The organism is Paenibacillus piri, assembly GCF_004354045.1.
In the GTDB taxonomy this organism is placed as follows: Bacteria; Bacillota; Bacilli; order Paenibacillales; family NBRC-103111; genus Paenibacillus_S; species Paenibacillus_S piri.
The window spans coordinates 187,495-207,794 of the sequence record NZ_SMRT01000013.1 but is presented as its reverse complement, the minus strand read 5'-3'; the positions used below and the strand labels follow the sequence as shown (position 1 = coordinate 207,794).

Here is a 20,300-nt window from a genome sequence, read left to right as displayed (position 1 = left end):
AACAGAAATATAAGTAATAGATAAGTTATTTTTATTTTATAAATATTTTTCTTGACTGCGGTCGTTGTTCGTGATAAATTTTTATCAAAAGTAACTTACTTACTATATTAAAGTTGTGGAGGCAAAAAAAATGAATGCAGGAAGCAGTATCATTTATACAATTGTACGCATTCTATTAGGTGGCATGTTTATCGGACATGGGATTGCCAAGTTTCAGATGGGACTGGCCAATGTTGCGGGGTGGTTCGACAGTATCGGCCTGCCGGGCATGTTCGGCTATGTTGTCGCTTATTTGGAGCTGCTCGGCGGCGTGGCGCTCATCGTCGGCTTCGCCACCCGTTATATTTCGATCATTTATGTATTGTTGATGATCGGGGCCATTGTGGTCGTGAAGCTGCCGATGGGGCTGCTCGGCAACGCGCAGGCCGCCGGCTTCGAATTGGAGCTTGCCTATATGCTCGCGGCGCTATCGCTCACGGTTGAACCCGCCAGAGGCTGGGGCCTAGACCGTCTTCTGTTTTCGCGTCAGTCTTCGACCGTAAGCAAGTAAATAGCGCTTGAGATTGTGTATCTCTGCTGATCCCCTGCGAGGCTCAGCCTTGTAATAAACGGAATTGAAAAATTGACCCTAATATAATGAGGAGGCAATGAAAATGGGAGCATCTTTTTTCATTGGACATGGCTCGCCTATGCTGGCTATTCAAGATATTCCGTATACCCGGGATATACGCCGTCTGGGTGAAAAACTAGGCAAGCCGGAGGCGGTTATTTTGTTCAGCGCCCATTGGGTGAACCAGGAGCAATCCTTGACCTATACCGACAGCGCCTATGAAACGATCTACGATTTCGGCGGATTCCCGGATGAGCTGTTCCGTGTAACCTACCCGGCCCACGGCTCCAAAGCAATCGCCGACGAGGTTCGCGCCCAGTTCCAAGCTGCGGGAATCGCAGCTCAATTCAATTCGACCCGCGGCCTGGATCACGGCGCATGGGTGGTTCTGAAGCATTTGTTTCCGGGGGCGGACATTCCGGTCATTGCGTTGTCCGTCAATCCGCTGCTTTCACCGGAGCGGCAATACCGCATCGGTCAGGCGCTTGCGGAGCTTGTCGAGCAGCGCAGCCTCGTCGTAATCGGCAGCGGAGCCACAGTGCATAATTTCCGCAAGCTCGATTTGCGTTACCCCGACCGCGTTGACGGCTGGGCTAAGGAGTTCGATGACTGGATGATCCGGCATATTCAAAGCTGGGATACCGACGCCTTGTTCCAATACGGGCGTCTCGCCCCGCACTCGCAGGACGCCACACCGGATCAGGAACATTTCCTGCCGCTATTTATCGCTATGGGCGCCGGCGACAAGCACCGCAAGCCCGAGCTGGTTCATCAGAGCTACCAGTATGGCTCGCTTAGCAACATGATCCTGCAGTTTTAAAATACGCAATCGCAAGAAAGGCCGATCTCCTTTACGCCAGGGGGTTGGCCTTTCCGGTTTTCAGGCATGAACGGCATTAAACCTATAAAGATTTTAGATGCGGCCGTCCTACCCGGCAGAATCCGGACGATGTCCGGCTTCCGCCGACGGCGCCGCTTCACGCTCGGAAGCGATCCATAACGCCATCTGCAGCGACGCCGCATCCCGGAACACCTGTGGATCGCTGCCCGTCAGCTCCTTGATCCGCTTCAGCCGGTAAATCATCGTGTTCCTGTGCACGTACAGCGACTGAGCGGCCTCGTGGATGCTCATACCGCAGTCCAAATAAGCCTGCAGCGTCTCGACCAGTTGCTCGGGCAGTCCGCCGAGCAGCCGTTCCGCAAACCTCCGTTTGCAGAGCGATTCGGATTGAAATACAATCGCCCGCGGCTCCAGACCGGCATAAGCGGTCATCCCTACTTCCCTGCCGCCGAACAGCAGGGCATACCCCGCTTCGCGAAAGGCGGCAGGAATATCGCTAAGGTCCTGCGCCGGAAGGGAATAGCCCATGCGGTACGGGACTCGGGCATGCTCCAGCATCTCCGCCATCCGTACCCGCAGCCGAGCCGCTTTGTCTTCGGTCAGGCCATGCATCAGCACATAAATATGGAGACCGCGGCCGATTACGGCCAAAGCTTGTCCGGGACCGGCCGCATCCTCCAGCTTTTTGACAAGCTGCTCCTTATAGGCCAGCTCCTGATCGGTTTCCAAGATGAGGGCATAATAAGAAGGCGTCAATCGGAAATTTAGCCTCCGCAAGCGGTCGTCGGCCGCGGCAAAATCGGGACTGTCTTTGAGCAGCTCCTCCATAACGGCTTCTTTAGCCCGGTTGCGCCATTCCTGCTGCGACGCCAAAAGCGTCTGATTCAGCATAAGCTCGATCGTCATCTTTACGATTTCGCCGAATTCGGCAACCTCTTCGGGCCGGCCGGTAATTCCGACCGCACCGACCGTTTGCCCGAGAAAAAGGATGGGCACATTAATCCCGCATTGGCTCCCCTTCCAATGCGGCCGGTCCGTCTCGTGGACGACGACCGGCTTACCGGTGCGAATGGCTTCCAGCGCCCCTTCATGGCGCTCCCCCAGTCGTGTGCTGTCACCCGAAGCGATGATCCGCCCGTCGATGTCCATCATATTAATATTCCGGTGCAGGCGATGCATCGTCTCTCGGACAATGCTTTCGGCAATATCTTTTGTAATCACGCTGACAGCTCCTTTCCCGTAAGAGCGAATATTTGTGCCTTGTGCATATAAAACTACAAGCTGCGCAGTGCATTTTTATATATCATAACTAATTATTTCACGTTTGTCCTCCTATATAATAGCCTTATATCGGATAGCTTCGGTTCGAAGCGGAATTAAGCCCTGCAAACCCGGGGCAAGCCGCATAGCACTTTATGGGCGAGCCGGGATAATAGCCTGAGGCAGTCGACAACCGACCGACATTTCAATCCATTCATGGAAGGACGCGTTGCACTTGAAAATTGTTATTGCTCCCGATTCCTTTAAAGGCAGTATCAGCGCTGCGGATGCCGCAGCAGCTATCGAGCAAGGTATCAAGCGGTATTGGCCGCAGGCCGAAACCGTGAAGGTGCCTGTCGCCGACGGCGGAGAAGGCACGCTGGACAGCCTCATCCATGCCGCAGGCGGCCAAAAGGTGGCCGCCATTGTAACCGGACCGCTCGGCCAGCCCGTCGAAGCGGCGTACGGCTTGATCGGGCAGGACCGGCTTGCCGCGGTCATCGAAATGGCCAGCGCATCCGGCCTGTACCTGATCGCCCCCGAGCAGCGCGATCCGCTCGCCGCCACCACCTACGGCACCGGCGAGCTCATCAAGCAGGCGCTGGACGCCGGCTGCCGCGAATTTATTTTGGCGCTGGGCGGAAGCGCCACGAATGACGGCGGCGCCGGCATGCTGCAGGCGCTCGGGATGAAGCTGCTGGACGCCTCGGGCGGCCAGGTCGGCTGGGGCGGCGGCGCGCTGGGCGGGATCGCCGCGATTGACGATAGCGCGTGGGATCGGCGCATTGCCGAATCCCGCTTTCTGATCGCCTCGGATGTGCAGAATCCTTTTATCGGCCCGAAGGGAGCTTCCCATGTGTATGGCCCGCAAAAGGGCGCCACTCCCGATATCGTGCAGGAGCTCGAGCGGAATATGACCGTTTGGGCCGATGTCATTGAGGCGAAAACCGGCACTCGTGTACATGAACTGCCGGGAGCCGGAGCGGCGGGCGGGATCGGCGGGGCGTTTCTCGCTTTCTTCCCGACCACGATCAAGCCCGGCATCGAAGTCGTGATCCACTATTCGGGGCTGCGCGAGCATTTGCAGGGCGCCGATCTGGTCATTACCGGCGAAGGCCAGATCGATTTCCAAACCGCTTTCGGCAAAACGCCGATGGGCATCGCGCTCGAAGCCAAAAAGCATAACATTCCGACCGTGGCGCTCGCCGGTTCGGTGGGCAAAGGCATTGAATCGCTGCACAGTCTCGGCATTACGAGCGTCCACAGCATCGTGAACGGTCCGATGGCGCTGCAGGAAGCGATGGACCGGGCCGCGGAGCTGCTGGAGCTGGCGGCCGAACAGGTCGTGCGTACGTTCATGGCTGCCAATCCGCAGCCCCGCGCCAAAGGCTAACCATAGGAGAGTGAATCCAATGAAAACAAATTTGCTGTACGGCAAGCACGGGTTGACGGTGGAAGTGCCCGATCACGCCGTGCTCGTAGAACCGCACGATCTGTCGGGAGCGGCCGACGAGGAGCGGCTTGTGCTGGAAGCACTGCGCCAGCCTATCGGGACGCCTCCGCTGCGGGAGATGGTCAAAGCGACGGACCGCATCGTTATCGTCATCAGCGATATTACCCGGCCGACGCCGAATCACAAGCTCGTGCCGTGGCTCCTGAAGGAGCTCCCCCACGTGCCTCTCGAGCAGATTACAATCGTCAACGGCACCGGCACGCATCGCGACCAAACCCGCGAGGAGTTTGTCCAAATGCTTGGAGCGTCGGTCGTCGATCAAGTGAAGGTCATCAACCATCATTGCCAGGAGCCTGCCGAGCTAGTCAAGGTCGGGCGCAGCTCCTTCGGCTGCGACGCTTATTTGAACAAAACGTATGTAGAAGCCGATTTCCGGATTGTGACCGGATTTATCGAGCCCCACTTTTTTGCAGGCTTCTCGGGCGGCTGCAAAGGCATTATGCCGGGCATCGCCGGGCTGGAAACGATTATGACGTTCCATAATGCGAGAATGATCGGCAATCCGCTGTCCACCTGGGGCAACATGGTTAACAATCCGCTGCAGCAGATGGCCCGCGAAGTCAATCTGATGTGCAAGCCCGAGTTTATGCTGAACGTGACGCTCAATGGGGAGAAGCAGATCACCGGCGTCTTTGCCGGCGAGCTGTTCGCCGCGCATGCCGAAGGCTGCGCCTATGCGAAGCAGCATGCCATGGTGCGCTGCGACCAGCGGTTCGACGTCGTGATTACGTCCAACTCCGGCTACCCGCTCGATCAAAATTTGTATCAGGCGGTTAAAGGCATGAGCGCCGCGCATAAAATCGTCAAGCAGGGCGGAGCCATTCTGTGCGCGGCCGAATGCTCGGACGGCATCCCGAATCATGGCAACTATGCGAAAATATTGCAGATGGCGGATACCCCGCAGCAGCTGCTGGACATGATTGAGAATCCCGAATTCCGGATGTTCGACCAGTGGCAGGTTCAGAAGCAGGCGGTCATACAAGTATGGGCCGACGTATATGTGCAGTCGAGCCTGCCGGATGACGAAATCCGGCAGGCGATGCTCAAGCCGATGCGCAGCATAGAGGAAACACTCGGCGAGCTAAAGCGTAAATACGGCGAAAACATGAGCGTAGCCGTACTGCCGCAGGGCCCTCTGACGATACCGTATGTAGAAGAATAACACCGGCATTTATACCGCCACAACAATAAAGGACAGGAGCGCGCGCTGCACGCAGCCACGCTTACCTGTCCTTTATGTATCAATCGCGGGCCCTTGCACTCAGCACGAATGCCTGTACTCGCCTGTTTCAGCCATCTGTAACCCCGTATGTTCCCTCAAGCGATTGCTTTTTGCTTAATCAGCCGCACAGTCCGCTCCCGCCGGCGAAGAAGCCGCCGGTCCGACGAGCTTACTTATCGATAATTTTGTACAGTGCCTGCGTGCCGCTGTTTTCCTCGCCGATCGCGGCGAGCTGCTCGTACAACGACTTGGCCAGCGACAAGCCCGGCATGTCGAGCTTCATCTCTTCCGCCGCCTGCAGGGCGATGCCCATATCTTTAATAAAATGCTTCACGTAGAAGCCCGGAGCAAAGTTGTCGTTGATGATGCGCGGAGCCAGATTGCTGAGCGACCAGCTTCCCGCTGCGCCGGATTCGATACTTTTCAATACGGTAGTCGGGTCCAGACCCGCTTTTTTCGCATAAACAAGCGCTTCGCATACCCCGATCATATTGCTCGCAATAGCAATCTGATTGCACATCTTCGTATGCTGGCCGGCACCGGCCTGGCCTTGGTACACAATATTTTTACCGATGATTTCGAACAGCGGCAGCACGGCGTCGAACGCCTCTTTGTCTCCGCCTACCATAATCGACAATCTCGCTTCCTTCGCACCTACGTCTCCGCCGGAAACCGGCGCATCCAGGGACACCATTTGATGCTCGCGCGCCGCATCGTAGATTTTTTTGGCCAGCGCCGGGCTGGACGTGGTCATATCGATCAGGAAGCTGTTCGGTTTGGCGTTGCGTAAAATTCCGCTCTCGCCCAAGTACACTTCCTCCACATCGCTTGGAAAGCCTACCATCGTAATAATCACATTGCAATGCTTGGCCAACTCGCCGGGAGAATCCTGCCAACGGGCTCCCTGCTCCAGAAGGTCTTCGGCTTTCGATTTTGTCCGGTTGTAGACATGCACCTCGTAGCCCGCTTTAATGAAATGTCCGGCCATGCTTTTTCCCATCACGCCGGTTCCAACCAGGCCAATCACTGTCTTCTCTTTATTCAGCTCCACTATCATTACCACCTTTCATAAAGTCCAACTCTCATTATATATAATCATAATCTGGCACAAAACAGACAATTTTTGATGTATCTCCAGTATAACAATATTTGTCCGGAAAGCGACACCGACTATCCTTTTTTTTAGCCATCCTGTCCGCTTCAAGCAATTATATTTATGTCATAAGACATATTGAAATTCCATTCGCTTAACATTATGGTATAATCTGGATTACACGGAGGCATATTGGACTCTGCTTATTTTAACCAAGCTATTTATAACGATAAGGGGGATACAAATGTGGGATCGAAAGGGCCTTAAAGCAAGGGCCAAAGATGTGCTGAGAACATCCTATTGGAAAGCATTTTTGATGAGTCTTATTATTGCGTTTGTCGGAGGCTCCGGCGGCGGCGGGTCTATAAATTTCAATTATAATTTTGGAGATTTCCCGTCCAGCTTCATGCCTTCGAAATGGGATGGCGACGGAATTGCATTCATTTTCATCATTATTCTCATCCTCATCTTTTTGGTCGTCATCTTATTCGCGCTGGCATTCCGCATTTTTCTCGGATTTCCGCTTGAAGTGGGCGGACGCCGATACTTCGTACAAGCGGCCCAAGACGATGTGAACATGAATTATTTGGGCTACGCTTTTTCCAAAGCCAAGTATCTGGACATTATCAAGGCTATGCTGTGGCGCGGCTTCCTTCTCTTCCTATGGTTTCTGCTGCTTATTATTCCGGGCATTATCAAAACGTACGCTTACAGTTTAGTACCTTATATTTTGGCGGATAATCCGAATATCGGGTACAAGCGGGCCGTTGAACTGAGCAAACATATGACGGCCGGGCAAAAATTCGATATGTTCGTCCTGGACCTGTCATTTCTCGGCTGGTATTTGCTTGGATTTATTGCCTTTTTCGTCGGTGTGCTGTTCGTCATGCCTTATGACAATGCCACCAAAGCGGAATTGTATTTGGCGCTGCGCCGAAATGCGCTGGATCAGGGCATCTGCAGCTATGAGGAGCTGCGACTGGACCGCGTTGTGTAGCAGCGCGGTTCATAATCGACTCGATCGGCCTGTCACTCCTTCCCGTTACGTAACAATTCACCCGACTCCGGCCAGAAGCACGCCGACACTAGTCAATCCAAGCAATATAGGACAAGCTGTCGACGAAATCGAGCTGTTCTTTAGCCCGCTGCCGACTTGCCACCCCGTATAAGATGAGCTTACTCTCGCCAGCTCTTTTCCTTCATTCGCTTCGGAAATCGGCGTCTGCTCTCCTGCTGCCCGCCGGTCATCGGTTTCCCCAGCTTGTCGTACAGCTGAAAATAGACCGTTTCCGAGTTGGATATGCCGCCAATTAACTGTTCAATCGTATCCATGTTTACATAGTCCACCCGAGATCCTTTACTTAATCGTATAGAACTAGCCCTTATTTCTCAAATAAATTTCGGTAATCGTTGCGTCCATTCCTGCAAAAAAGGTAAAAAATACATTTCTTGAGCCATGGCGAAAACCTTGCCCTCATGTTTACTTTTTACCTGATTCCGCTAACTCACAGTTGACGGCTCCGGCAACAAATGGTAAATATATAATTAGTCGACTAATTAATTTTAAGGGGGAAAGCCAAATGAACACTCACACCCCGGACTCTTTGCACGCGGTGTTCATGCTTGTGCTGAGATCGCATCGGCGGGCCATGCACAATCTGCTGCAGGATCAAGAAGTGCATCCGGGGCAGCCACCTCTCCTTATCGCTCTATCCGAGCAAAACGGTCAAAGCCAGAAAGAGCTCGCCGAACGGCTGAGGATCACACCCGCTACCTTAACCGTTATGCTGAACCGAACCGAAAAAAACGGGCTCGTGGAGCGGCGTCCGGATGAGAAGGATCAACGAATGACCCGGGTATACCTGACCGAGAAAGGCGAAGGCATCCACAACGAGGTTGTGAAAGCGCTTCAATTGATGGAAGCGCTCTGTTTCGAACATTTTAGCGGAGAAGAACAAGAAACGCTGCGCCGGCTGCTGCTGAAGATGTTCGATAATCTTCAACGAGGCAGCCATTTGACGGACCCGGACCAAGAGCAGGAAGAGGATGAACGCCGGTCCCGAAGACATCATAAGCGGTGCGGACACCGCAAGTCCCGGCATTAATTTCTTCTCTCCGCGAGCAGCCGAACTGTTTTTTGGCGATTTTGCGATTTAATTGAAATGAGGTGTTCAACATGTGGAAATTGGCACGATTTTTGAAGCCCTATTGGCTGGCTGCAACGCTCGCCCCGCTGTGTATGCTGCTGGAGGTATGCATGGATCTGCTGCAGCCGAAATATATGGCCAGCATCGTGAATGACGGCATTCAAACCGGCAACCTGGCTCATATTCAACATACCGGTCTGCTCATGGTAGGCACGGCTATGATCGGCCTCATAGGCGGTATGGGCTGCACCCTCTTCTCCAGCAGCGCTTCGCAGAGCTTCGGCGCGGATTTGCGAAAAGCGTTGTTCGTCAAGGTGCAGTCATTCTCCTTTCGTATGCTTGATACGTTCAATTCCGGGTCGCTCGTTACCCGTCTGACAAACGATGTCGTGCAGGTACAGAACGTCGTTCTGATGACGCTGCGCATTTTGGTCAGAGCCCCGCTGCTGTCGGTCGGCAGTCTGATTATGGCCATCCTCATCAGTCCAATGCTCGCTCTGGTGCTGGTAGCCGTCATACCGATTTTGTTGGCGGTACTGACGTTCGTCATTCGCAAGGCGTTTCCGCTGTTTGCCAACGTGCAAAAAAGGCTCGACAGCGTGAACAACGTTATGCAGGAAAATTTGACCGGCATCCGGGTCGTCAAAGCTTTCGTCCGGGCGGATTTTGAGAATAACCGGTTCGGGCGCTCCAATGAAGCGTTAATGGATATCGCTACCAAAGCAACGCGGATCGTCGCCCTGATCATGCCGCTGATGATGCTGATTATGAACGCCGGCGTAGCGGTCGTGCTCTGGTTTGGCGGGCAGCATGTCTGGAATCATTCCATTCAGGTCGGCGATCTGGTCGCGTTTATCAATTATGTGACGCAAATGCTGTTTTCGCTGCTGATGGTCAGCATGGTGCTGATGAACGTTTCGCGTGCCAAAGCTTCCGCCGAACGGATGAATGAGGTACTGGATACCGACTCTGAAACTTCAAACGATGCCCCTGCGACAACAAGCGTTATCCGGCACGGCGAAATCGTGTTCGACCGCGTGTCGTTTGCTTATCATGCGGACAATGAAGGCGGCCGCAGCGGCGGCGATATCAGTAGCGCTTCGGACTCGCTCGTGCTGAAAAATGTCAGCTTTACAGTTCAACCGGGCACAACGGTAGCGATCTTGGGCGCAACCGGATCAGGCAAAAGCAGCCTGGTCCACCTAATTCCGCGGCTGTACGACACGACGGCGGGACGCATTCTGATCGACGGAACCGACATCAGACGGATCGACCGGAAGCATCTGCGCACCCGGATCGGCATGGTGCTGCAGGAAGCGATCCTGTTTACCGGGACGATCCGCGACAATATCAGCTTCGGCAAGCCCGATGCGACCCAGGAGGAGGTCGAGGCGGCGGCCAAGGCGGCGCAAGCCCATGACTTCATCATGGCCATGCCGGACGGCTATCAGACGCTCGTCGGCCAACGGGGGGTTAACCTGTCCGGCGGCCAAAAACAGCGGATATCGATTGCGCGGGCGATTCTGGTCAAGCCGCCGATCCTCATTCTCGACGACAGCACCAGCGCCGTCGACCTGGGAACCGAGGCGCGCATTCAGCAAGCGCTGAAGGAGCAGTCCGCCTCCAGCACGCGGATCGTCATCGCCCAGCGCATATCTTCCGTGCTGGAAGCCGACACGATTATCGTGCTGGAGGACGGAGCTGTCGTTGCCGAGGGCAACCACGAGGAACTGTTCCGTTCCAGCGCCGTTTACCAGGATATATATAAGTCGCAATTAGGCGAGGAGGCTGTTGTTCATGGCTAACGGCAAAAGCGCGGCCGGATCGGCTGCTCATGAAAGACAGGCAGCGGCTCCTCCCATCATGATGGGCCCCGGCGGCGGCATGGGTCCCGGCCGGGGAATGATGGGCAAGGTCAGCAAAGCCAAAAATACGAAGGCGACGCTGTACAGGCTGTGGCAATATTTGCGCCGGCAGCGCGCAAGCTTGATCACTGTAGTCCTGCTGACGGCGCTCAGTACGCTGTCCACCCTGCTCGGCCCTTATTTGATCGGAGTATCGATCGACCGGTATATTATTCCCGGAGATTACAGCGGTCTGCTCTGGCTCTGTATCGCCCTGCTGGCCGTCTATGTTATCGGTGCGGCGATGTCTTGGATTCAAGCCTACGTCATCACCGGACTGACGCAGCGTACCGTCTTCGATCTGCGTCACGATTTGTTCGAGCATTTGCAGAAGCTGCCGCTTCCCTACTTCGACAGCAAAACGCATGGCGAGCTGATGAGCCGGACGACCAACGATATCGAGAACGTGACGAACACGCTGAATCAGAGCGTGACCCAGCTGTTGACCAGCGTTCTGACCGTTGTCGGCGCCATCGTGATGATGCTCAGCCTCAATCTATGGTTAACGCTGCTCAGTCTGCTGATCATCCCGGCGGCGATGGGTGTAACCGGACAAATCGCGAAGCGAACGCGCAAATTTTTCAGCGCGCAGCAGCAAAGTCTGGGCGAGCTCAACGGCTTCATCGAGGAAACGATTGCCGGGCAAAAAGTGGTCAAATCGTTTCACCGCGAAGACAAAGCGATCGAGGAATTCCACACGATCAACCGGAAGCTGCGTGACGTCGGCAACAAAGCGCAGATTTTTTCCGGCATGATCGGGCCGGCTATGAACGTGATCAACCATACGAGCTATGCTTTAATCGCAGCCGCAGGCGGCTGGATGGCGCTTCAGGGACTGACGACCGTAGGCGTGATCGTCGCTTTCCTGAACTATTCCAAGCAATTCGGGCGGCCGATCAATGAGCTGGCCAACCAGTTCAATATGATTCAGTCGGCGATCGCCGGAGCGGAGCGGGTGTTCGAGGTGATGGACGTCAAGCCGGAATATACGAGCGGCGCAAGCGAGGACGGCGAACGGGAGCTGCGGCAAATGCGCGGCGAGGTCGTCTTCGACAGTGTCAGCTTCAGCTACAACAAGTCAACGCCGACCTTGAAGAACGTTTCGCTGGCCGCGAAGCCGGGCGAAACGATCGCGCTGGTTGGGCCTACCGGCGCCGGGAAAACGACCATCGTCAATCTGCTCACCCGCTTCTACGATATTGACAGCGGGGTGATCGCCATCGACGGCGCCGACATCCGCACGCTGGAGAAAACAAGCCTGCGGCGGCAGCTCGGCATCGTGCTGCAGGATGCGTACCTGTTCTCCGATACGATTCGGGAGAACATACGATACGGCCGGCTCGACGCAACGGACGAGGAGGTTGAAGCAGCGGCGAAGCTGGCGAACGCCGACGGATTTATCCGTAAGCTGCCGCAAGGCTATGACGCCCAGCTGACCGCAGAGGGCGGCAATTTGAGCCAAGGGCAGCGCCAGCTGCTGACGATCGCCCGGGCCATTCTGGCCGATCCGGCGATCCTGATCCTCGACGAAGCGACCAGCTCCGTCGATACGCGAACGGAAATGCACATTCAGGAAGCGATGACGAAGCTGATGCAAGGGCGTACCAGCTTCGTCATCGCCCACCGGCTGAGCACGATCCGCGAAGCCGATCAGATTCTCGTCCTGAACGGCGGCGAGATTATCGAACGCGGCAGCCACCAGGAGCTGCTGGCGGCACGAGGCTTCTACCACAATCTATACACGAGCCAGTTTAACCGGGCCGCCGTATAGGCGCAAGCGGCAAAGCAGCATATAACCCGCAAAGGCAAGCCATATGCAAGGGGATTTCCCTCGCATGGCTTGCCCTTTTCTTTTCCTCCTGCTCCGGCCCCAGCGCAAACCCGCTCAAGACATAGCGGCCTGGGAGTCTGTCCGATCGAGGTGACATGAATATGGAGTGCCCTCCCTTTTCCGGAATAACTACAGGACAGGATTGAATACATATTCGCGAATTTCCTCCCGCCGGACAGACTCCTAGATCAGTACATAGATTTGCTCCCCGTCGACCTCCACCTCGTAACCGCGCAGCCTGACTGCGCGATCCGTCAAGTGGCTGCCGTCCGTCAAATCGAACTCCCAGCCGTGCCAGGGGCAGCGCAATATTTCCCGGTCCTTGCCGTACTTGTATTCATATACCATCGACGGCAGCCGCGTGCCGCAGACGGGGCCTTCGCAGACCGGAGCGGCAGCATGGGGACATACGTTTCTCCAGGCGTAATAGCCGCCGTTCACATGAAAGATTCCGAGCTCCATCCCTTTGACTTCGACGATTTTCCGCCCCCCTGCCGCCAATTCCCCGGTCAAGGCAACCGCATGCCGCGTTCTGGTTTTCCCTTCATTCACCGGACCTGGCCCTCCTTACCTGCTGCCGCCTGCGGCTTCGTATGCAAGCCGTACAGGCTTATAGCGTTATCGGCAAGAATTCGCTGCCGCAGCTCTTTGCGGATCGGCTGCAGCGCGATTCGCGGATTGTCGAAGTCCCAGTGCGGGTAATCGGAGGAAAACAGCACCATGTCGTCCGCGCCGATCATCTCGAAGATTTGGTTCAAATGCGCCGGATGCGCCGGCTCCTCGATCGGCTGCGTCGTCAGCCGGATATGCTCCCTGATGTAGTCCGACGGCAGCCTCTTCAGCCATGGAACGAGATCGCGCAAGCCTTTATAGTTTTTGTCCATCCGCCACATCAAGTGGGGCAGCCAGGCGATGCCGCCTTCAATGGCGACGAACTTGAGCTTCGGGAATTTCTCGAATACGCCTTCGCAGACCAGACTGTTGATATGGGCCATATAGTTGGTTGGAAGTATATTATGCCATTCCAAATACGTCGTCGGATAGCCGGACGGCGTCGGCGCTCCCGCAATTCCTCTTCCTTCCGTCCCCGGATGAATGGCGACAGGCAGACCGTTGCGTTCCGCCGCCTCATAGATCGGGTGATAAAACCGTTGGCCGTACAGCATTCGCGCACCGCTGCACATAATGACCTGCACCATATCCGGATGCTTCGCCATCCGGTCGATTTCCTTGGCCGCCGCCTGCGGGTCGGCGTGATTGATGAGAATCGAGCCCTTGAAAACCGGGCTTGCCTTCAGCCATGTTTCAGCCAGCCAATCGTTATAGGCGCTTGCGACTACGCTGCCGTAATCGGGATTCGGGTTCAAGGAAATGCCCAGCACCCCCGAGCCGGTTAAAATACCGTAATCGATGCCGTACTTGTTAAAATGATGCTTCAGCATATGCTGCGGGTCGCTGCCGGGAATCCCTCCGCCGTCAGGGACGGCGTCCTTGCGCATCACACCGAGCGGCGAATACCAGCCCCCTGCATAACCCGGCCCCGCGGACAACCAATATTCATGCCAAGCTCTGGGCAAAAAGGGCAGCAGATCGGCAGGCTTGGCAATCGCATTATGAACGTCGGCATCAATCATATTCGGCTTGCTACTCATATCTCGATTCCCCTACCTTCATCGTTATTTGGCTTTATACGCCTCGTTCGTTTCCTGGATAATTTTTTGAAACTGCGGATCGGTTTTCAGCTTGGCGATATAGTCGTCCCATGCGGCCAACGTTTCTTTACCTATAATCACTTTGATTTTCATATCCTGCACCTTTTTGTACAAATCGGGGCCGACCGTCAAGGCCGTCTGGGAAATGAGTCCGTAGCCAAGGTCGGGCTTGCTGAAGGCGCTCCGGTCGTCGACCAGCTTCTTGTTGCGCTCGTAGTACTCTTTCGGAATACCGTTGTAATAAGCCCGTTGATACTTATCGTACATTTGGAAAATTTGCAGCAGATTGTTCGTAATGTCGGGAATGTTATCCGTCTTGGCCTGTTCGGTCGCAATTTTGAAGCCGTCCTTCACCGTGTAATGCTTGTCGGCCAAGCCGAATTGTGAAATAGTCGATATTTCTTCGCCGTTTCCTTGATCGACGAAGGCGAGAATTTTTTTCAGCTTCGCTTCCGGAACCGTTTTCGGAATGACGTACATGCCGAATACGCCCGAATCTTTGGCGGCGAACTTGCCTTCCGGCCCGATGATGTAGGTCAGCGGATACGAATCCGCCTTCGGATCGATTTTGCGCAGCGCGTCGGTGTACAGCCACTGCGGATTCAGCGCCGAGCCGAACACGCCGGCCTTGTTGGCCATATACATTTCCCGGGCCTGCGTCGATTTCATCACGGCAAAGTCGGGAGCGAGCACCTTTTCGTCATATGCTTTTTTGAGCCATTCCAATGCTTGCCTTTGACCGGGATCAAACAGCACCGGCACAAGCTGTCCGTCCTTTAATTTCCATTTGCCCAAGGATCCGGTAAAGACGTTCTCGACCCAGCCGAAAGCGCCCATCCCGTCGGAATCGACATGTCCGGTCAGCCCGAACGTGTCCGCTTTCCCGTTGCCGTCCGGGTCTTTTTCCGCGAACGCTTTGGCCACCGCATAAATGTCATCCATCGTCTCCGGAACCTTAAGCCCGAGCTTATCCAGCCAATCCTTGCGGACATGGACGCCCCAGCCGCCTTCCAACGGACGCGGGCGCGGGATGCCGTAGTTTTTTCCCTGAATTTTGGCGTTATCCCATATTTCTTTAGGCCAGGCACTCAAGTTCTTATAATCTTTTATATAAGGAGTGATATCCCAGAACGCCCCGGATGCGGCCATCTGCACCACCTGCGAATCGTACACATTGCCGACGAAGGTCAGGTCGGACAAGTCGCCGGAAGCGAGCGCCACCTTCGTTTTCTCGTTGATCGAGTTGAAGGGTACCCATGTAATGTTCAGCTTCGTATTCGTTTTCTGTTCAATGGCCTGCAGCAGCTCATTGCTCGAATCCACCGCCTGCGCGCCCTGCTGGTTGGCAAAGATTGAAATTTCCGTCGGCTTGTTGGACGCAGTATCTCCTTGCTCCCCCGGATTTTTGGACCCGCCGCCGGCGCAAGCCGTCAGCAGCGCGGGTACCGCAAGCGATGCCGCACAAGCTAAAGCGATCTTTCTCTTTCTATTCATACTTAAACCTCCCTGTTAATTGTAATGTAGCGCAGCCGCTCCGTCATTTCAAATTCATGCGCCGGTCTCTCCCCCTGCCATCGGGCAAGAGCCGCCATCCCATCACCCCTTGATCGAGCCTACCATAACCCCCTTGGCAAAATGCTTCTGCAAAAACGGATAAACGAGCAAAATCGGTACTGTGGAGATGACGACCGCCGCCATTTTCAGCGTATCGGTCGGAATCGCGATCTCACTGCTCATCTGGTTGGCGATTTCTCCCGAGGACGAGCTTGACGAGTCGATCAGCAGCATTTGCAGTACGACCTGCAGCGGCCTCAGATCCGCTTTATTGATATACAAAATGGCCGAAAAGAACGTGTTCCAATAAGCCACTGCATAAAATAGCCCGAAGGCCGCCAACGATGGAAGCGACAACGGCAGTATAATCCGCGTAAACACTCCGATATCCGACGCCCCGTCGATTTTTCCCGCTTCCTCCAGCTCGTCGGGAATGCTCTCGAAAAAGCCTCTCATCAGAATGACGTACCAGCCGCTCGTTAATACGGGAATAATGAGCGACCAAATGCTGTTCATCAAGCCGAGCTCCCGGACAACCAGGTAAGGCGGAACTATGCCGGGATTAAACAGTGTCGTCAGCAAAATAAGAATGAGCAGCATGCGGCGCCCGTGCAGCCTTTTGCGCGACAAAGTGTATGCGCCCGCAGAGGTTACGATCAGGCTGAGCACCGTCCCGACGACGGCGAGAAACGTGCTGACCCCGGCGGCTTTTACGAACACGTTGTTGGCGAGCAAATATTTGTACGAGGTCAATGTCCATTCGCTCGGCAGCAGCACCAGCCCTTTCCGCAAATATTCGACCGGCGATGTAAACGAAACGACGAACACATAATAGAACGGAAACAGCATCAGCAGCGCAACGATAGTCAAAATCGTCATCACCGCCGTTTGAAACAGCTTGTCGGCGACATTTTGGTTCATGGATTTGTTCCTCCCTTCTTCGAATGTATGGAACCGCGACGTCTATTCGGGGATTCCTCCAAAAGTATTCGGTGTCCACTTCAGTGCTTCGCGTCACTTTCGGGGGCTCCCCCAAAAGTATTCGGAATCCGCTTCAGAGCTTTGCGTCACTTTCGGGGGTTTGGCTTAATACACGCCTTCCTCGCCGAACTTTTTGGCCAGCCGGTTGGTCACCACGACAAGTACAACGCCTACGATCGACTTGAACAGCCCGACTGCGGTACTGTAGCTGAACTGCGCCTGCTGAATCCCGCTGCGGTACACATACGTATCGAACACATCGGCTACATCGGACACGGCTCCATTCATCATCAGGTATACCTGCTCGAAGCCGACATCCATCATATGGCCGACCCGCAAAATAAGCAAAATGACGATCACATTGCGGATAGCCGGAAGGGTGATATGCCATATTTGGCGAAGACGCCCGGCTCCGTCCATTTTGGCGGCCTCGTACAGCTGTGTGTCTACAGAAGCAATGGCGGCCAGGAAAATAACCGTCCCCCAACCGGCTTCCTTCCATATGGACTGAAACGTCAGCAGCAGCCAGAACAGGTCCGGCGTCGTCAGAAACGGGTATTTGTCAAAGCCGAGTGCGAACAGCATTTTGTTGATCACGCCTTCGGACGTGGACAGCATCAGAAACGTAATGCCGGCAATGACCACCCAGGACAAAAAGTGCGGCAAATAAATAACCGACTGCATCGTCCGTTTCACCCATTCTATGCGGACCTCGTTCAGCATCACGGACAGTAAAATCGGCAGCGGGAAAAAGAGCGCCAGATTCAACACATTGATCGCGAGCGTATTGCGCAGCAAAATTACAAAATCTTCATTTGCGAAAAAACGTTCGAAATGCGCCAGACCTACCCAAGGGCTGTCCCAAAAACCGACGTAGGGCGTATAATTTTTGAACGCGATCAATACCCCCCACATCGGTACATATTTAAAGACGAGAAAATAAACGAGCATCGGCAGTGCAAGCAAGTACAAATATTTGTCTCTCACGACCCCGCGCCATACGGTTCGGATATGCAGCGAACGATGTTTCCGGGATGCCGTGCTCCATTTCCCCGCTTCAATCGACAGCTGCTTTTGTTCGCTCATGGCTATCACCACTCTCCTTGTTGTTCTTTGATCTCACTATAGGAGCCGCCTCCGTTTCCTGCAATTGAACTCTTATTCTGCGGCATTTCCGCCGATTGAACTCCTATTCCCGCTTATTTCCGGCGATTGCACATTCATTCCAGAGCCCGAAACCTATGGCTTTATGGCGGAAGTTTGTATTAAGATTAAGCGTACGGGGGGATGACGACATGTGGAAAAATAAGCACTACCGGCATACATTTCTCATAGCGGCTATCAGTGCTTGCCTGCCTGCGGCCATTATCGGGCTGTTCGTCTACATCCTCGGAACGGCCAATATTGAGGCCGAAGCCAAAAGAACCCATCAACAGCAGGTCGCTTACGCGACGGAAAGGATCGACAGCAATCTGGCCCATCTGGAAACGGTTCTCGCCCAATGGTCGTTCAATCTTAACCTGAGCAACACATACGGCAATCTGGATGTGGAAAAAGATTTTTACAATATTCAGCAAGTAATTTTCAAATCGCTGACATGGATCAAGTCGTCCGACCAGCTCATTGAGGACGTAAGCCTTTATCTCGATAAACAAGAAGTGCTGATCAAGGAAAACAAGGGCATTTTGAGATTCGATTCGCGCGACGCGCTTGAGGCTTACCGTTCGCTCATCTCGTACCAGCGCGATATTTTTTGGACCGATACGATTTCCAAAAACGCCAATTCCGCTCCTTACATGCTTGTCGTTCGTTTATCCGGGGGCGTAGGGCCGACCGAAGCAGCGCTGATCGTAGAGATCAACGCCAAGCAGTTGAACCGCTTGATCGGAGAGCTGGAGCCGGGCGGCGGCGGATCGAAGCTGCTGATGCAGCAGGACGGCAAATATATTTCGCTTGGTCGTGACGGGTCGGCTGCACCGAGCGAATTGGATTTATTTGTAACGGAGGTCGTCAAGGGACAAGGACAGGACCGCGATTCGGTCATCGAAAGCTGGAAAGGGCAAACCTTCTCCGTCTCGTTCGGCAAAATGAAGCGGATCGGGCATATTTGGACGGTTGCCACGGCTACCCCGCTGGAGCAGCTGACCGAGCCGGTCAGGCTGCTGTCAAGGGTCGTATTTTATGCCGGATGCGCCGGGCTGCTGCTGGCATTAGGCTTGTCGTGGCTGGCATCGCGACAGCTGTACCGACCGATCCGCAGGCTTGTCCTGTTGCTGCGATCGGGAAAACGCAGCGCCGAGGGAACGGATGAAATCGATTATATTGCAAGCGAATGGAAGCATTTGTCGCGCGAAAGCCAAATTTTGCAGGAGCGGCTCGATACGCAGCTGCCTTCGCTGCGCGAAAATTTCCTGCTTCAGCTTGTTCAGGGGCATCTGTATTTTCTCAACGATGGGGAAATCGCCGATCGGATGGAGCAGTACGGCTGGGATGTACAGGATAAGCTGCATGCCGTAATGGTTGTGCAGCTGCACGGTCTGTATCATTCGGAAGGGAAATTTTCACCCGGCGACGAGCAGCTTGTTACCTTTGCCGCCGCCAACATGGTGGAGGAAATAACGAGCGGTAAAGCATTGGAAGCAAGCGTCATCAATTATCAGGATATGACCGTCGGTCTGCTTGTCCGTTTCCGGCACGACCACGCCATGGAAGATGTCAAAGCGGCGCTGTACAATTTGGCCGAAGAGCTGGCCGCCACGCTGTACAGCCTGTTGAAGGTGCATACCGCCGTTTGCGTCGGCAAGAGCACCGTATCGTTGCGCAGCATACCGGACCTGTTCGATGACACGCGAAAGGCGCTCAGCCATAAAAGGCTGAACGAGCAGCGGCAAATCTTGTATTTGGACGAAATGATGCCCGAAGGCCAGCACCATATCACGTATCCTATGGAAACGGAAAAGGAGATCATTCATGCGCTGCGGATGGGAATGGAAGCCGAGCTGTACCGGGCGATGGACGACTTCCTGGCCGTTCTTCAGCGCCAGTCGGTGAAAGAACTTCAGGTACGCCAAGGTTTGCTGCAGCTGTACGGCAATCTGCGGAATGCGATCATGTTGGCGGGATTCAATCCGCAGCAGCTCGATGACGGCGAGATGCAGTGGGAGCAGCTGATTCAGCTGCAGGATCCTGACGCCGTGCTGCAGAGCATCAAACGGCAGCTCATCCTCCCTTACATCCGCGAGCTTCACGTCACACAGGATGTGCAGCTCAAGCAGCTCGTGGAAAAGGTACTGATCACGATTCATGAAATGTATATGAAAGATATTTCATTAGAGTACTGCGCCGATCTGCACGGCACGTACCCGAAAAAACTGAGCCTCGGCTTCAAGCAGGTGACCGGCAGCACGTTTATCGACTATTTGACGAACTACCGATTGGACACCGCGAAGCGGCTGCTGGTGGAAACGGATGAGAAGATCAACGATATCGCCGTTCAGGTCGGCTATCAGCCGCCGTATTTCAACCGGATATTCAAGAAAAACGAGGGAATCACGCCGGGGCAGTACAGAGAGAAGCAGAACGGGGCGCAGACTACGGTTTTTTAAGTCTGCGCCCTCGCGTTTACAAAGCCA

General features: G+C 54.5%; 17 protein-coding genes. 9 read left to right on the top strand and 8 right to left on the bottom strand.

Going from position 1 to position 20,300, the window contains the following annotated elements; genetic code table 11:
* Positions 1–130: 130 nt before the first annotated feature.
* Entirely contained in the window at positions 131–550 is a 420-nt protein-coding gene (locus E1757_RS24165) for a DoxX family protein (RefSeq protein ID WP_133232953.1), read from the top strand.
* Between the two features lie 103 nt (positions 551–653).
* Complete coding sequence (locus E1757_RS24160; RefSeq protein WP_133232950.1) at positions 654–1,430, top strand: DODA-type extradiol aromatic ring-opening family dioxygenase; 777 nt, start codon at positions 654–656, stop codon at positions 1,428–1,430.
* A gap of 108 nt (positions 1,431–1,538) precedes the next feature.
* Here E1757_RS24160 and E1757_RS24155 read toward each other — a convergent pair whose 3' ends face one another.
* Positions 1,539–2,672 carry a CdaR family transcriptional regulator gene (locus E1757_RS24155; RefSeq protein ID WP_133232948.1) on the bottom strand — a complete coding sequence of 378 codons (1,134 nt, stop codon included), beginning with the start codon at positions 2,670–2,672 and terminating at the stop codon, positions 1,539–1,541.
* Positions 2,673–2,946: 274 nt separating this feature from the next.
* Here E1757_RS24155 and E1757_RS24150 point away from each other — a divergent pair, with 274 nt between their 5' ends.
* Together E1757_RS24150 and larA are read left to right on the top strand one after the other, a co-directional pair.
* Positions 2,947–4,104, top strand: coding sequence for a glycerate kinase family protein (locus tag E1757_RS24150; protein WP_133232946.1), 1,158 nt, complete (start codon positions 2,947–2,949; stop codon positions 4,102–4,104).
* A gap of 19 nt (positions 4,105–4,123) precedes the next feature.
* On the top strand, positions 4,124–5,386 hold the full coding sequence (larA, locus tag E1757_RS24145) for a nickel-dependent lactate racemase (protein ID WP_133232944.1): 1,263 nt from the start codon (positions 4,124–4,126) through the stop codon (positions 5,384–5,386).
* A 229-nt stretch (positions 5,387–5,615) separates the two neighbouring features.
* On the opposite strand, the gene E1757_RS24140 is transcribed toward larA, so the two are convergent.
* Positions 5,616–6,503 (bottom strand): NAD(P)-dependent oxidoreductase, encoded by an 888-nt coding sequence (locus tag E1757_RS24140; RefSeq protein WP_133232942.1) that lies wholly within the window; start codon positions 6,501–6,503, stop codon positions 5,616–5,618.
* 280 nt (positions 6,504–6,783) lie between these two features.
* Between E1757_RS24140 and E1757_RS24135 the strand changes: the two genes are divergently transcribed.
* Positions 6,784–7,536, top strand: coding sequence for a DUF975 family protein (locus tag E1757_RS24135; protein ID WP_133232937.1), 753 nt, complete (start codon positions 6,784–6,786; stop codon positions 7,534–7,536).
* A 179-nt stretch (positions 7,537–7,715) separates the two neighbouring features.
* Here E1757_RS24135 and E1757_RS35965 read toward each other — a convergent pair whose 3' ends face one another.
* The gene (locus E1757_RS35965; RefSeq protein ID WP_165972262.1) at positions 7,716–7,871 is read right to left on the bottom strand and encodes a hypothetical protein; all 156 of its coding nucleotides are present in this window, start codon (positions 7,869–7,871) and stop codon (positions 7,716–7,718) included.
* Between the two features lie 248 nt (positions 7,872–8,119).
* Here E1757_RS35965 and E1757_RS24130 point away from each other — a divergent pair, with 248 nt between their 5' ends.
* From E1757_RS24130 to E1757_RS24120, 3 genes are all read left to right on the top strand, one after another.
* Positions 8,120–8,644 (top strand): MarR family winged helix-turn-helix transcriptional regulator, encoded by a 525-nt coding sequence (locus tag E1757_RS24130; protein ID WP_133232935.1) that lies wholly within the window; start codon positions 8,120–8,122, stop codon positions 8,642–8,644.
* A 71-nt stretch (positions 8,645–8,715) separates the two neighbouring features.
* Positions 8,716–10,491, top strand: coding sequence for an ABC transporter ATP-binding protein (locus tag E1757_RS24125; RefSeq protein ID WP_133232933.1), 1,776 nt, complete (start codon positions 8,716–8,718; stop codon positions 10,489–10,491).
* A complete protein-coding gene (locus E1757_RS24120) occupies positions 10,484–12,361 on the top strand; it encodes an ABC transporter ATP-binding protein (protein ID WP_133232931.1) in 1,878 nt (625 codons plus the stop codon). Before E1757_RS24125 ends, E1757_RS24120 begins: the two co-directional genes overlap by 8 nt.
* A gap of 243 nt (positions 12,362–12,604) precedes the next feature.
* Here E1757_RS24120 and E1757_RS24115 read toward each other — a convergent pair whose 3' ends face one another.
* The 5 genes from E1757_RS24115 to E1757_RS24095 all read right to left on the bottom strand — a co-directional run bounded on the left by E1757_RS24115 (position 12,605) and on the right by E1757_RS24095 (position 17,754).
* Complete coding sequence (locus E1757_RS24115) at positions 12,605–12,973, bottom strand: Rieske (2Fe-2S) protein (RefSeq protein WP_133232929.1); 369 nt, start codon at positions 12,971–12,973, stop codon at positions 12,605–12,607.
* Positions 12,970–14,073: an amidohydrolase family protein gene (locus tag E1757_RS24110; RefSeq protein ID WP_133232927.1), complete on the bottom strand. Its 1,104-nt coding sequence runs from the start codon at positions 14,071–14,073 to the stop codon at positions 12,970–12,972. Before E1757_RS24110 ends, E1757_RS24115 begins: the two co-directional genes overlap by 4 nt.
* Positions 14,074–14,097: 24 nt before the next feature.
* Entirely contained in the window at positions 14,098–15,627 is a 1,530-nt protein-coding gene (locus E1757_RS24105; protein ID WP_133232925.1) for an extracellular solute-binding protein, read from the bottom strand.
* A 102-nt stretch (positions 15,628–15,729) separates the two neighbouring features.
* A complete protein-coding gene (locus tag E1757_RS24100) occupies positions 15,730–16,608 on the bottom strand; it encodes a carbohydrate ABC transporter permease (RefSeq protein ID WP_133232923.1) in 879 nt (292 codons plus the stop codon).
* A 165-nt stretch (positions 16,609–16,773) separates the two neighbouring features.
* Positions 16,774–17,754, bottom strand: a complete 981-nt coding sequence (locus E1757_RS24095; RefSeq protein WP_133232921.1) for an ABC transporter permease — start codon at positions 17,752–17,754, stop codon at positions 16,774–16,776.
* Between the two features lie 209 nt (positions 17,755–17,963).
* Between E1757_RS24095 and E1757_RS24090 the strand changes: the two genes are divergently transcribed.
* Positions 17,964–20,273, top strand: coding sequence for a helix-turn-helix transcriptional regulator (locus E1757_RS24090; RefSeq protein ID WP_133232919.1), 2,310 nt, complete (start codon positions 17,964–17,966; stop codon positions 20,271–20,273).
* Positions 20,274–20,300 lie beyond the last annotated feature (27 nt).

Excerpts from the sequence above, each read along its gene's own strand:
- larA (WP_133232944.1), top strand. The coding sequence starts at position 4,124 with ATGAAAACAAATTTGCTGTACGGCAAGCACGGGTTGACGGTGGAAGTG.
- E1757_RS24165 (WP_133232953.1), top strand. The coding sequence starts at position 131 with ATGAATGCAGGAAGCAGTATCATTTATACAATTGTACGCATTCTATTA.
- E1757_RS24130 (WP_133232935.1), top strand. The coding sequence starts at position 8,120 with ATGAACACTCACACCCCGGACTCTTTGCACGCGGTGTTCATGCTTGTG.
- E1757_RS24105 (WP_133232925.1), bottom strand. The coding sequence starts at position 15,627 with ATGAATAGAAAGAGAAAGATCGCTTTAGCTTGTGCGGCATCGCTTGCG.
- E1757_RS24125 (WP_133232933.1), top strand. The coding sequence starts at position 8,716 with ATGTGGAAATTGGCACGATTTTTGAAGCCCTATTGGCTGGCTGCAACG.
- E1757_RS24120 (WP_133232931.1), top strand. The coding sequence starts at position 10,484 with ATGGCTAACGGCAAAAGCGCGGCCGGATCGGCTGCTCATGAAAGACAG.
- E1757_RS35965 (WP_165972262.1), bottom strand. The coding sequence starts at position 7,871 with ATGGATACGATTGAACAGTTAATTGGCGGCATATCCAACTCGGAAACG.
- E1757_RS24100 (WP_133232923.1), bottom strand. The coding sequence starts at position 16,608 with ATGAACCAAAATGTCGCCGACAAGCTGTTTCAAACGGCGGTGATGACG.
- E1757_RS24110 (WP_133232927.1), bottom strand. The coding sequence starts at position 14,073 with ATGAGTAGCAAGCCGAATATGATTGATGCCGACGTTCATAATGCGATT.
- E1757_RS24140 (WP_133232942.1), bottom strand. The coding sequence starts at position 6,503 with ATGATAGTGGAGCTGAATAAAGAGAAGACAGTGATTGGCCTGGTTGGA.
- E1757_RS24135 (WP_133232937.1), top strand. The coding sequence starts at position 6,784 with ATGTGGGATCGAAAGGGCCTTAAAGCAAGGGCCAAAGATGTGCTGAGA.
- E1757_RS24160 (WP_133232950.1), top strand. The coding sequence starts at position 654 with ATGGGAGCATCTTTTTTCATTGGACATGGCTCGCCTATGCTGGCTATT.
- E1757_RS24090 (WP_133232919.1), top strand. The coding sequence starts at position 17,964 with ATGTGGAAAAATAAGCACTACCGGCATACATTTCTCATAGCGGCTATC.
- E1757_RS24095 (WP_133232921.1), bottom strand. The coding sequence starts at position 17,754 with ATGAGCGAACAAAAGCAGCTGTCGATTGAAGCGGGGAAATGGAGCACG.